We start from the raw sequence: 12,571 nt of genomic DNA, 5'->3' as shown, positions 1-12,571 counted from the left end.
ATGCATTGTTCGCAACAGCGATGGGTAAAGTTAATTTTTAAGCCACTTTCTTGGCAAGATGATATTTAGGCTTTTGACTGAGGCAAGCTAATAGGGGAGGGGCTGTATAATTTTTCAGATTCAGTTTCCTTGGACTGATAACCAAAGCCAACGCATCACCAGAAAACTAAATATACCAATCAAAACTACTATGCTAAATGCTAATAAACCTAAAACCCCAACAAATAAACGACTATGAATTACAGTTTCTTCCGGTTGGTTTAGATAATCATTTAGCAATTGTACATTCCGTTGATTGGCCTTCCAGACGATATCTGATACATCTCCAATAACAGGAATAATGCCCAGAATGGCATCAAATCCAATATTGAATGCCATTTTCAGAAGAATAGACTTCGGAACACCCATCTGAGCTGCTTGTGTCAGGATATGACTTGAGATTACTGCGCCTAATGCATCTCCGAATCCGGGGATCAATCCAATTAGGCCATCCAGGCCAAAACGTATCTGTGTGCCTGGAATACGAAAGTAGCTATCCATTAACCATGCAAGTCGATTTAATTTGTCTTGTTTAGTTTGTGCTTTGTCCATGCTTTATCCCTTTCGGATTTAATTCCTCGCCGCCTTGCGTGTCAGGGTTCTGCCACTATCATGCTGTTTGGTCACTCAATTCATACGTAATCTGCAAAATTTCTAAATGAAACAGGTTCATATATATTGGCAATCAATAAGCTTAGTGTCCGTGCGCTGTCGCACTTAGCTGTCAAATAATCTCCATTTCAAAAAGTACTGCACATATTCCTATTCAGCTTATGCGTGGTTCAAGCTCAATCAGTGGATATCATCGATTGATTTAATTCGCCATTCGTACGGTATCACACAGACGCATCAGCACCTTGGCTATATGATTAAACAAATCAGGTACATTACTGCCTGATTTGTTTAATAATCTCAAGGAGTTAAAATGAATAAATTCAATATCAGTTCGATCTTGGTAGCGCTCAGCCTTACATTTAGCGGAAGTAGCATTGCGCAAAATATGTCCAAAGATGAACACGAAGCAGCGGAAAAAAGTATCGTAGCCCAGTATAAATTGGACAAGGAAAAATGCGAATCCCTGACTGGCAATGCAGAAGACATCTGCGTGGCCGAAGCGAAGGGAAAGGAAAAAGTAGCAAAAGCAGAGCTTGAAGCTAAATTCAAACCTTCCAAAGAAGCCGCCTATAAAGTAAGTGTTGCCAAAGCAGAAGCGAATTACGATGTGTCCAAAGAAAAATGTGATGACATAGCAGGCAATGAGAAGGACGTGTGCGAAAAAGCCGCGAAAGCCATATTAGAGCAAGCCAAATCTGAAGCTAAAGCGAAACAGCACCATTGAGAAGCTAGAATCAATCAAGCTACAAGTTAATTAGGACTGCTTCAACGTGTCTGTGAAGCTGAAATAAAACGGGACTGCCATCAAACTCAAAGATGGCAGTCCCGTCGTTTTTTATGCTGTCTAATTCGATATTCTCTAATGATTCCTCATGATTTTATTAGAATTACCTAACTCCTACTCTGTGCCGGATTGTTTATTTTGTTATGTGTACTAGCGTACATACCCGCACAGAATTTGCCTATATCGTTGCTTAACCGTAACGATGTACTAGAAGTTTAGTGTGACAGTTCGGTTAATTGTCGAAGTGATTTACTAGGAGATCGTCATGAGCAAAGATCAAATCAAGATTGAGAAAACTTCGGCAAAACCCAAGCTAACTATGGTTTAAATAATACCCGCAAGAAAGCGCATTAAATTTATTTTTAACAGGAGATGAACATGAGCTACGAAGATCGCGATACCTATGGTATGTACAAAAACGATAACGCAGATGGACCCGGACCTGCTCTGATGGGCGCAGACACCCTCATTGGAAATGATGTCCATAATCATAAAGGCGAAGATTTGGGTGACATCAAAGATATTATGTTAGACACGAAAAGCGGGAAAGTATGTTACGCAGTGCTGTCCTTCGGTGGTTTCTTAACGATAGGGGAAAAACTTTTTGCAGTGCCATGGGACGCATTGACACTCGATACGGAACACAAGTGTTTCGTATTAAATGAGGAGAAAGAGCGTCTCAAAGCAGCGCCCGGATTCGATAAGGATAACTGGCCCAATATGGCCGACGAAACATGGGCGAAAAGCATCCATTCTTATTATGGGACGGAATCAAGCACTCATGAAACGCGTGTTTAACGGTTCTGATTATTCTCCCTCTTCCTCGCTGTTTTAGTTCGCGTGGATTAGCCCTCTTAGTTTTTAAGAGGGCTTTTTATCTCCACTATTTTTATTCGATTGGATAACTTACTCGGGTCGTAAGTCAGAATATTCTTAGCCGAATCGATGCCTATTGTTGGAATTCTCGAGTTGGATATTATTTTCTAGCTATGTAATTTTAAACGCCACTGCTTTGCTCTGAATGGTATTTAGAGTAGTGCTGGGTAACTTTAGTGCATTCTCTCCCCAAAAGTAGATAAAACTTAATTGTGCTATCTCCTATCCATTCTCGGTGTGACTGGCAGCATTGTCGCCTATGGTTTTATCGGTATTTTCGTTGACCTCAAATCGTGTCGGCAGGCATTATTCTCATTCAGCTTTGGGTGGCATCTCCGGCTGCGGCAATAGAGAATATTCCGAAGAATCAACAGTAATTCCTGATCATACACAGGATCTACCCAATGATTCGTTACTCACTGGGACCAATTTACCATCTGATCGAAGCATGCATATGTACCTAGAACAATCACGCATCTCATCCGTATCCTTTGTGCGTCACCGTACATACAACAGACAATTGGTGCGATATTGTGTGTGCGGGGCAGTGTAATTCACAGCGCACTAACAGATTGGTTTTTAGATTCCACAATTTGTATCTGGGTTAATCAATTATCGAATTTATTCGTTCAAAAGGAGAACAAACCATGGCATCAGCAGATGAATTTAGCAAAGAGATGGATCAACTAAGAAAGGAATTTACCACCCTTCGGCATGAACTAGGATCGCTGATGACTTCAGTGAAGGATCAGGCAGGAAAGCAAGGTGAGAAGGTTGTCGATTTGGCTCAAGACACGGGAAAAGCTGTACGCAATCAGACTAAGGCGGCTGGAGAAAGTGTGGAGAAATATATCGAAGAACGTCCGCTTACCAGTGCACTTGTTGCTTTCGGCAGCGGCTTCTTGATTGGTATGCTACTGAGTAATAAACGTTAAACGGTTGACATAAATGCTGCCCAAATTACTTGCAGAAATTGTCGCTGCGGAACATGCCAAACTATGGCGGAGTTCGGTCAAATTAGCCATTGTGATGTCCCTATTGGGATTGGCAGTGATGGCCGTGGTAGTTGGCATGGTTTTCGTGCTTTATGGTTTGTACTTATCGTTGGTAGAGACATTTCCGCCCTGGCAAGCAGGCGTAATTGTGGGTGGTGTCGTGGTGTTCTTTGCAGCAATCTTGCTAATGGTTATTGCCCAGCAAAGTCGAGCAGTGTCGATTAAAAACAGTAATCCCCCTGAGCAAGCTGCTGATGATCCCTCCGCTCAGTTGGGAGCCGTAATTGGCGATATTGTTGCTAAGTCTAATGTTAAAAGCAGCGACTTTGTGCTGACGGCATTGATCGCTGGAATAGTGCTTGGTGCTAGTCCGAGTCTTCGACAGCGGATACTAACTACGCTATCAGATCTGACCAAACCTAACGATAAATAACTTTATGACGTTGAATTTCTGTTTCATATGGATGGGGTTTCTCAAATGATTCATGAATCCTTTATTCTTTAATTCTCATCTATCTTTTTCACCGCATGAATTGAAGTTTTTATCTCTCAGAAGGTTTGGTGCGAATGGCCATCGCGCGTATTGGGTGGATATGGGTTTTTTTGATTTATTCTGGAGGTGATTCGAGTATGCGTCAGATATGGATTGTAACCTGCCTTGCGACAAGCCTTCTCTTAGGCCAGGCAGTCGCGGCTGATCAAGCACGAAAGGCGGAAATCGCCGAGAGCAAGGCGGAGGTACTGGAGGAGAAGGCCGCACCCGATGGCAGCAAAGTGCCTCCGACTCCAGCCCAACTCATCTCTAAGCCCCAAGCGCAAGCAGTCGATCCGATCGGCGAAGAGCCGTTGGACAGTGCAGTCACTTGTCTTGCCCGCAGCATCTACTGGGAGGCAAGGGGCCAGAGTGATACCGGTATGGAAGCCGTCGCCAATGTTGTTATGAACCGGGTAGGCCATGAGGGCTTTCCAAACACCATCTGTGGCGTTGTCAAGCAAGGCCAAGAGCAAGGAGCCTGCCAGTTCTCGTGGTGGTGCGATGGTCGTTCGGATGACGCAAAGGAGGACGAATCCTACGTGATCGCCAAGGAAATTGCGCGCAAGGCCCTCAATCGTCAACTTAAGGACCGAACCGGTGGCGCCTTATACTTCCATCATCGGAAAGTAGTTCCCGGTTGGTCCAAGGAATATGCCAAGATGGCCGAGGTCGGCGAGTTTATCTTCTATAAACCGGCTGGCGGCGTGGCCAAATAGGCTCTGTAGATTGATATTGGCGAGAGCTCGTAACACGCGACGGGTTTTATCCATCTAGCTTTTTCTTCAGCATGGCGTTGACTTGCGCTGGATTGGCTTTGCCTTGCGTGGCTTTCATGATCTGGCCGATCAGTGAATTGAAGGCTTTTTCCTTGCCGTTACGATAATCAGCGACTTGCTGAGCATTGGCGGCTAGCACCTGATCAAGCAATTTCTCAATCGCGCTGTCGTCGGAAATCTGTTTTAGGCCTTTGGCTTCGATGATGGCATCGACATTTTTATCCAATTCGCCGTTCCACATACTTTCAAACACCGTCTTGGCGGCTTTGCCAGAAATGGTGCCGTCACTGATGCGCGCGAGCAGTTCGGCGAGTTGGCTAGGGGTGATCGGGCAGGCGGTTATTTCAATGCCTTCCTTGTTCAATTGCCCGCTGATCTCGCCCATAATCCAGTTGGCGCACAGTTTGGCTTGTGCGGGTAATTGCTTGAGCGTGGCGTCAAAATAATCCGCCATTTCGCGAGAACTGGTCAGCACGGAAGCGTCATAGGCGGACAATGCAAACGCGGAAACATAACGATCCCGCTGCGCTTGCGGCAATTCCGGTAAGGTTTGCCTGACTTGATCAATCCAACTTTGCGGAATTTCCAGTGGCAATAAATCCGGATCGGGGAAGTAGCGGTAGTCGTTGGCGTCTTCCTTGGTACGCATGGTGCGTGTTTCGTCTTTGTTGGCATCGTACAGACGGGTTTCCTGCCGGATGGAACCGCCGTCTTCAAGGATTTCAATTTGCCTTCTAGCTTCATAATCGATGGCTTTTTCCAGAAAACGGAATGAGTTCAGATTCTTGATTTCGCAGCGTGTGCCAAGTTTTTCCGTGCCGCGCGGGCGCACCGACACATTCGCATCGCAGCGGAATGAGCCTTCCTGCATGTTGCCGTCGCAAATACTGATCCAACGCACCAGTGCATGCAATGTTTTCGCGTACGCTACGGCTTCCGTGCTGCTGCGGATATCCGGCTCGGATACAATCTCCAGCAGTGGCGTGCCGGCGCGGTTCAGATCGATGCCGCTCATGCCATGAAAATCTTCGTGTAGCGACTTTCCGGCGTCTTCTTCCAAGTGTGCGCGGGTCAGGCGGATGTTTTTTTCAGTGCCATCGACTTGAATCTGAATGTTGCCGCCTTGCACCACCGGTAATTCGTATTGGCTGATTTGATAGCCTTTGGGCAAATCGGGATAAAAGTAGTTCTTACGCGCGAAAATGGAAGGCGAGTTGATTTTCGCTCCCACCGACAGTCCCAGTTTAATCGCCCGTTCCACCGCGCCTTTATTGAGCACCGGCAGAACGCCCGGCAGCGCCAGATCGATTACGCTTGCCTGGGTATTCGGCGCTGCGCCATAGACGGTGGATGAGCCTGAGAAAATTTTGGACTGCGTTGAAAGTTGAGCATGTACTTCAAGGCCGATGACAATTTCCCACTGCATGATGTATTTTCCGACTAAATTGATATTTTTAGGAATGAACGATTGGTTTAAACGGGCGACTGTAAATGCCAGCCGGTTGCCAGTTGATATTGGTGCGCCACATTCAGCATTTGCGCTTCGCTGAAGTAATTACCAATGATATGCAAACCAACCGGCCGGTTTTTATCGCCAAAGCCGACCGGAATCGACATCGCCGGCATTCCGGTTAGATTGGCCGCGCTGGTATAGATGTCCGACAAATACATCTGGATCGGATCGCCGCTTTTTTCTCCCAGGTTAAAAGCCACGGTGGGGGTGGTGGGTCCCATGATAATGTCGCATTGTTTGTAAGCTTCGGAAAAATCCTGGGCGATCAGGCGGCGCAGCTTTTGCGCCTTAATATAATAAGCATCGTAATAACCATGCGATAAAACGTACGTGCCGATCAGGATACGCCGTTTTACTTCAGGGCCAAATCCTTCCGCGCGCGATTTGCGGTACATGTCGGCCAAATCACCGTATGATTTAGCGCGATGGCCATAGCGCACGCCGTCAAACCGGGATAAATTACTCGATGCTTCAGCAGGCGCCAGCACATAATAAACGGGAATCGCCAACGGTGCGTTCGGCAACGAAACTTCAACCGTTTGCGCCCCTAGTTTTCGGTATTCATCCAATGCTTTTTCAATTGCGCTTTCGACATCCTTGCTCATGCCTTCGGCGAAATATTCCTTCGGTAAGCCGATGCGCAAGCCAGCTAACGGTTTTTGCAGATCCCGTGCATAGTCCTCGGCGTCACGCTGCAAGCTGGTTGAGTCGCGCGGATCAAACCCGACCATGACATTCAGCAGCAATGCGAGATCTTCTGCCGATTTGGCCATGGGTCCGCCCTGATCCAAGCTGGAGGCGAAGGCAATCATGCCGTAGCGGGACACCAGTCCGTAGGTCGGTTTGATGCCTGAAATGCCGCACAATGCGGCGGGCTGGCGAATGGAACCGCCGGTATCGGTGCCGGTTGCTGCGGGGGCCAGCCTTGCCGCAACTGCGCAAGCTGCACCGCCTGAACTGCCGCCAGGCACTGCGGCATGATCCCAAGGGTTTTTCACCGGGCCATAAAATGATGTTTCGTTGCTCGACCCCATGGCGAATTCATCCATGTTGGTTTTGCCGATATTGACTGCACCCGCCTGATTGAAGCGTTCAATGACTCCGGCATCATACGGTGAGACAAAATTCGACAGCATTTTTGACCCGCAGGTGGTGAGCCAGCCTTTGGTGCAGAAAATATCTTTCTGCGCAATCGGGATTCCGGTCAACGGGCCTGCTTGCCCGGAAGCGCGCATTTTGTCCGCGGCCTGCGCTTGCGCAAGGCTTAATTCTTCATTCACTGTAATAAACGCATTGTATTCAGGATTAAGCGCCTTGATGCGTTTGAGAAATTCTGTTGTCAGTTCAGTGCTGGAAATCTTTTTTTCGGCAAGCTGAAGGGAGAGCTGTTTAAGACTGGCATTAAACATGGCATTTACTGATAGAGAAAAATAAAATGTTGCGTATAATTATTGTTTTTAAATTCTAAGATAGTTCTTCCGGTTTACTTTATTGAAGTGATTTTTATTCTATTCAATAACTTGAGGAACCAGATAGAGACCCGCTTCGACTTGTGGCGCTATCGATTGATATAATTCGCGCTGGTCGGTTTCAGTGACCGCGTCTTCACGTAAACGTTGTACGACACTTTGGGCGTGAGACATGGGTTCTACTGTTGAGGTATCGACTGCTTGCATGGTTTCAATCAGATTGAAAATACCGGATAACTGAATCAAAGTTTCTTTTGCTTCGTCTTCATCAATCTCAATATAAGCAAGATCAGCTATACGTTTTACATCGCTAACAGACAAAGTCATTTTATATGGGTAACCTTATATTCAAATAAGTATTAGGGTATCATGCTCCGTTTAACAGGCGTATTATTTTTTGAAGGTTTTAATTATTATTCGCTCTCATCATGATTACTAATAACGGATTCTGCCACTATGTTTAATTTCTTGAACAACAATATTCTTGGAAGCTATTTTTCAACAGATATGGCGATTGATCTGGGCACAGCGAATACGCTGATTTATGTCCACGGCCAAGGAATCGTGTTGGATGAGCCCTCTGTAGTAGCAATCCGCGAAGAAAGCGGGGCCAATGGCAAGAAAATGATTCAGCAAGTAGGTCTCGCAGCCAAGCAAATGTTAGGCCGCACACCGGGTAATATTACCGCTATCCGCCCGATGAAAGATGGTGTGATTGCGGATTTTACCGTGACTGAGCAAATGCTCAAGATGTTCATCCGGAAAGTGAATCCTCCCCGGTTGTTTTCAGCCAATCCGCGCATTGTGATTTGTGTGCCTTATGGTTCCACGCAAGTGGAACGCCGTGCGATTCGTGAAGCGGCCTACGGCGCTGGTGCCCGAAAAGTTGAATTGATCGAAGAGCCTATGGCAGCTGCATTGGGCGCTGATATGCCGGTTGAATCGCCTACCGGTTCCATGGTGGTTGATATTGGCGGCGGCACCACGGAGGTCGGTGTCATCTCGTTAGGCGGTATTGTTTATTCGAATTCTGTGCGCGTGGGTGGGGACAAATTTGACGAAGCAATCATTAACTATATCCGCCGTAACTATGGCATGTTAATTGGCGAACCTACTGCAGAAATCATTAAAAAAGAAATCGGCTCGGCCTTCCCAGGTTCTGAAGTACGCGAAATTGAAGTGAAAGGCCGCAACCTTGCAGAGGGAATACCGCGTAGCTTTACCATTTCCAGTAATGAGATTCTGGAAGCGCTGGCGGAACCCCTGAACAGCATTGTCAGCGCGGTTAAATCGGCTCTGGAACATACCCCGCCGGAATTGGGTTCGGATATCGCCGACAAAGGTATGGTTATGACCGGTGGCGGTGCTTTGTTGCGTGATATTGATCGTTTGTTAATGGAGGAAACCGGTTTGTCCGTCATTGTCGCCGATGATCCGTTGACCTGTGTGGTGCGTGGCGCCGGGATTGCTCTGGAAAACATGGATCGGTCGATTGGTATTTTTGCCCGTGACTAAATAAATTGAATCATTAATCTTTTTTTCTTATTGCATAAACTGACTCAGAAACAAAACCAGATTTGTAAATACTGGACGTAATGGAAACAGCTCCTCAGTTTTTCAGACATGGCCCAGGTCCGTTTACACGGCTGTTTGTATTCGCTTTGTTATCCTGTTTACTGATTGTTGGAGATACGCGTTTCAAATATTTTCCGCAATTGCGTCAGGCTATTGGTGTGGTTATTTTCCCATTACAGCAAATTGCCTATATTCCAGCCAATATTTATGATCAGGTAGAGGAATTTGTCGCCAGTTTTAACTTACTGGAAGAGAACATAAAACTGCGGCAGATCTATATCGAGGATCGGGAGCAATTGCTAAAATTAGCTTCACTGGAAGCTGAGAATCTTCATTTACGCAATTTGCTCGGGGCGGCGCAACAAATTGAAACCAAAACCAGAACTAAGGCAGTTTTGGCTAAAATTTTGTATACCCCGCGCGATCCGTTTAATCATAAAATTACCCTGAATAAAGGCGGTCAGCATCATATTCAACTCGGCCAGGCAGTCATTGATGATAAAGGCATCGTCGGACAAGTCACGCAGTTATATCCTTGGTCATCCGAAGTGACACTGTTGACCGACAGAGACCATTCCGTTCCCGTGCAGGTTGTCCGTAACAGTTTGCGCTCTGTCGTGTCAGGTACCGGTAAAAATGATCTACTGGAGTTGCGTTATCTATCGGTGAATACTGATATTCAGCAAGGCGACCAGCTGGTCACTTCTGGAATCGGCGGGGTGTATCCGCCTGGTATTCCTGTTGCGACAGTGCTGCGAATTGAACGAGACCCTACGGGTGATTTTGCTCAGATTATCAGTACACCGGTTGCTGACGTGGATCGGAACCGGCAAGTTTTAATCCTGTCCCTGGTGCAACCGGAATCCCATGATGCTTTAGAGATGCCTAAAATTGAATCCGGAAAGAATTAAAGACGATAGATCAAATAAGGACAATTACTTTGGACAGGATGTGTATGTTCCTGCCAGTAATTGGTTTATTGCGGCAAGTTTGGTTTTGGCTTTGATTCTAAATTTCCTGCCATTGCAAGGGGATATATTGATATTTCGTCCTGATTTCGTAGCCATTGCGATAGCCCATTGGAATATTAATCACCCGCATAAAATGGGAATGAACGTGGCTTTCGGCATGGGATTGCTGATGGATGTCGGCAACACCGGTATACTGGGACAGCATGCATTAGCCTATTGTGTCATCATTTACCTTACATTAATCTTCGGGCGGCGATTACGGTTATTTAATTCGATGCAACAAGCCCCTCAGATTGGTTTGATATTATTAATCATGCAGATGGTCGTTATTCTGGTTGCAATCTCAGGTGGCTCAGCCTTACCAGATAAACAATATTTCTTTGCGACAGTGACGGGTACCTTGCTTTGGGCACCCGGTTCCTTCCTGTTAACGATGCTACTGAAGCAGAAGCCAGATTCTGATGCGTTATGAGACGACATGTAGAACTGCGAAATCATCCTGTTGAATTACATAAATTTCGTTTTCGTCTCGCTATTAGCGCTTGTTTTGTACTCGTCCTATTCTTGATACTCTATGTGCGCTTCTATTATTTACAGGTTTCTCAACAAGAGCACTATCACACGCTGGCGGAAGCAAATCGTATTTCCATTTCACCGCTGGTTCCCAATCGCGGCTTGATTTATGACCGCAATGGGCGGGTTTTGGCGCAAAACTATTCAGCATACACGTTAGAAGTTGTGCCCAGTAAGATCCCTGATCTTGAATCGACGCTGAATGAACTGGCGACAATTATTGAAATAACTGCCACTGATCGTCAGCGATTCAAGAAATTGCTGAAGGAAAGTAAACGATTTAAAAGCCTGCCTATTCGTAGCCGTTTGACGGATGTGGAAATCGCAACCTTCGCGGCTAATCGCTACCGGTTTCCTGGTATAGAAATCAGGGCGCGTGTGCTGCGTCAATATCCGGAAAAAGAAGTCGTATCGCATATCATCGGCTATATCAGTCGCATTAATGACCAAGATCTTGAGCAAATTGAACGCAATGAAGAACTCAATAATTATCGAGGTTCTCAGCATATTGGAAAAATCGGCATTGAACAGAGCTATGAGAAGCAATTACATGGTGTTACTGGTTTTGAAGAAGTGGAAACCGATGCAGCAGGCCGTTCCATTCGTGTTCTGTCGCGTACACCATCCATTCCGGGTAACAATTTGATCCTTTCACTGGATCTTGGATTACAGGAGGCTGCAGAAAAAGCTTTTGGCGATCGTCGTGGCGCATTGGTTGCATTGGATCCGAATAACGGCGAGGTGCTTGCCTTTGTCAGCAAACCAGGCTATGACAATAATCTTTTTATCGGCGGTATTGATCAGGAAAACTGGAGTCTGCTTAACAATTCGATTGATAGACCATTGAACAACCGGGCATTACGGGGTGTTTATCCACCTGGATCAACCTTTAAACCTTTTATGGCATTAGCGGCGCTTGAGCTCGGGAAACGCACGCCGGAATATAGTATGAGCGATCCCGGATACTTTTCATTGCCTGGTGTAGAACGCCGCTATCGCGATTGGAAACCGGGTGGCCATGGCAGGGTTGATTTGCATAAATCGTTAGTCGTTTCATGCGATACCTATTATTACAGTCTTGCCAATGATCTAGGGATAGACAATATACACAGCTTCATCGGCCAATTTGGATTGGGTAAGAAAACAGGTATTGATGTAGAAGGTGAAGTTTCTGGACTTCTGCCATCATCTGCCTGGAAAATGAATCAATATAAGCAAAAGTGGTATGCCGGAGATACCATTTCTGTTGCAATCGGTCAGGGCTATAACCTGACTACACCTTTACAACTCGCTTTTGCCACCATGATTATCGCGAATAATGGCAAAGCTTATCTTCCCCGTTTGGTTAAACAAATACAGAACAGTGATACCGGAGATGTCGAGGATATTCCTGAAAAGCTGCTCTACAGCCTGAATCTAAAACCCAGAAATCTTGAAGTCGTCAAAAGTGCATTGGTTGATGTTACCCGTCCTGGCGGTACCGCTGCAAAAGCCGGTGCTAATGCAGCCTATGATTTTGCAGGTAAAACCGGTACGTCACAAGTGATCGGTATTAAGCAGGGGGAACGGTACAATGAAAAATCTATTAATGAGCGTCACCGTGACCATGCCATGTTTATCGCATATGCGCCAGCAGATAACCCTAAAATTGCGCTGGCGGTACTGGTTGAGAATACTGGAACCGGAGGTTCAACCGCAGCACCTATCGCCAGACAAGTATTTGATTATTATTTACTAGGGAAATTGCCTGATGCGACCGTTGCAAAATTAAATGAGCCTGCCGAAGAACATGTTCATGATCATCTCTAAGGATTTGGCTGGCGATTGGTTAAACAATCCATTCAAAGATG

Annotated in this window: 13 protein-coding genes; 9 read left to right on the top strand and 4 right to left on the bottom strand. The window is 46.0% G+C overall.

Going from position 1 to position 12,571, the window contains the following annotated elements:
* Positions 1-120: 120 nt before the first annotated feature.
* A complete protein-coding gene (locus ACH10T_RS03680) occupies positions 121-591 on the bottom strand; it encodes a DUF4112 domain-containing protein (RefSeq protein WP_394807977.1) in 471 nt (156 codons plus the stop codon).
* A 373-nt stretch (positions 592-964) separates the two neighbouring features.
* On the opposite strand from ACH10T_RS03680, the gene ACH10T_RS03675 reads away from it, so the two are divergent.
* The 5 genes from ACH10T_RS03675 (at position 965) to ACH10T_RS03655 (ending at position 4,560) form a co-directional block, all read left to right on the top strand.
* Positions 965-1,378: a hypothetical protein gene (locus tag ACH10T_RS03675; RefSeq protein WP_394807976.1), complete on the top strand. Its 414-nt coding sequence runs from the start codon at positions 965-967 to the stop codon at positions 1,376-1,378.
* A 438-nt stretch (positions 1,379-1,816) separates the two neighbouring features.
* Positions 1,817-2,236, top strand: a complete 420-nt coding sequence (locus ACH10T_RS03670) for a PRC-barrel domain-containing protein (RefSeq protein ID WP_394807975.1) — start codon at positions 1,817-1,819, stop codon at positions 2,234-2,236.
* Positions 2,237-2,961: 725 nt separating this feature from the next.
* Positions 2,962-3,249, top strand: coding sequence for a YqjD family protein (locus ACH10T_RS03665; protein ID WP_394807974.1), 288 nt, complete (start codon positions 2,962-2,964; stop codon positions 3,247-3,249).
* A 13-nt stretch (positions 3,250-3,262) separates the two neighbouring features.
* A complete protein-coding gene (locus ACH10T_RS03660; protein WP_394807973.1) occupies positions 3,263-3,742 on the top strand; it encodes a hypothetical protein in 480 nt (159 codons plus the stop codon).
* A 134-nt stretch (positions 3,743-3,876) separates the two neighbouring features.
* Complete coding sequence (locus ACH10T_RS03655; RefSeq protein ID WP_394807972.1) at positions 3,877-4,560, top strand: cell wall hydrolase; 684 nt, start codon at positions 3,877-3,879, stop codon at positions 4,558-4,560.
* 46 nt (positions 4,561-4,606) lie between these two features.
* Here ACH10T_RS03655 and gatB read toward each other — a convergent pair whose 3' ends face one another.
* From gatB to gatC, 3 genes are all read right to left on the bottom strand, one after another.
* Positions 4,607-6,049 (bottom strand): Asp-tRNA(Asn)/Glu-tRNA(Gln) amidotransferase subunit GatB, encoded by a 1,443-nt coding sequence (gene gatB / locus ACH10T_RS03650; RefSeq protein ID WP_394807996.1) that lies wholly within the window; start codon positions 6,047-6,049, stop codon positions 4,607-4,609.
* A 44-nt stretch (positions 6,050-6,093) separates the two neighbouring features.
* On the bottom strand, positions 6,094-7,542 hold the full coding sequence (gatA, locus tag ACH10T_RS03645) for an Asp-tRNA(Asn)/Glu-tRNA(Gln) amidotransferase subunit GatA (RefSeq protein ID WP_394807971.1): 1,449 nt from the start codon (positions 7,540-7,542) through the stop codon (positions 6,094-6,096).
* A 99-nt stretch (positions 7,543-7,641) separates the two neighbouring features.
* Complete coding sequence (gene gatC, locus ACH10T_RS03640; RefSeq protein WP_394807970.1) at positions 7,642-7,929, bottom strand: Asp-tRNA(Asn)/Glu-tRNA(Gln) amidotransferase subunit GatC; 288 nt, start codon at positions 7,927-7,929, stop codon at positions 7,642-7,644.
* Between the two features lie 129 nt (positions 7,930-8,058).
* On the opposite strand from gatC, the gene ACH10T_RS03635 reads away from it, so the two are divergent.
* The 4 genes from ACH10T_RS03635 (at position 8,059) to mrdA (ending at position 12,530) form a co-directional block, all read left to right on the top strand.
* The gene (locus ACH10T_RS03635) at positions 8,059-9,117 is read left to right on the top strand and encodes a rod shape-determining protein (RefSeq protein WP_292926563.1); all 1,059 of its coding nucleotides are present in this window, start codon (positions 8,059-8,061) and stop codon (positions 9,115-9,117) included.
* 80 nt (positions 9,118-9,197) lie between these two features.
* Entirely contained in the window at positions 9,198-10,088 is an 891-nt protein-coding gene (mreC, locus tag ACH10T_RS03630) for a rod shape-determining protein MreC (protein WP_394807969.1), read from the top strand.
* Positions 10,069-10,620 (top strand): rod shape-determining protein MreD, encoded by a 552-nt coding sequence (mreD, locus tag ACH10T_RS03625; RefSeq protein ID WP_394807968.1) that lies wholly within the window; start codon positions 10,069-10,071, stop codon positions 10,618-10,620. Before mreC ends, mreD begins: the two co-directional genes overlap by 20 nt.
* Positions 10,617-12,530 carry a penicillin-binding protein 2 gene (gene mrdA, locus ACH10T_RS03620; RefSeq protein WP_394807967.1) on the top strand — a complete coding sequence of 638 codons (1,914 nt, stop codon included), beginning with the start codon at positions 10,617-10,619 and terminating at the stop codon, positions 12,528-12,530. Before mreD ends, mrdA begins: the two co-directional genes overlap by 4 nt.
* The last annotated feature ends 41 nt before the right edge of the window (positions 12,531-12,571 follow it).

This window comes from Nitrosomonas sp. (assembly GCF_043753625.1).
Classification (GTDB): domain Bacteria; phylum Pseudomonadota; class Gammaproteobacteria; order Burkholderiales; family Nitrosomonadaceae; genus Nitrosomonas.
The sequence above is the reverse complement of the archived record's forward strand: the minus strand, read 5'-3'. Positions and strand labels throughout refer to the sequence as shown.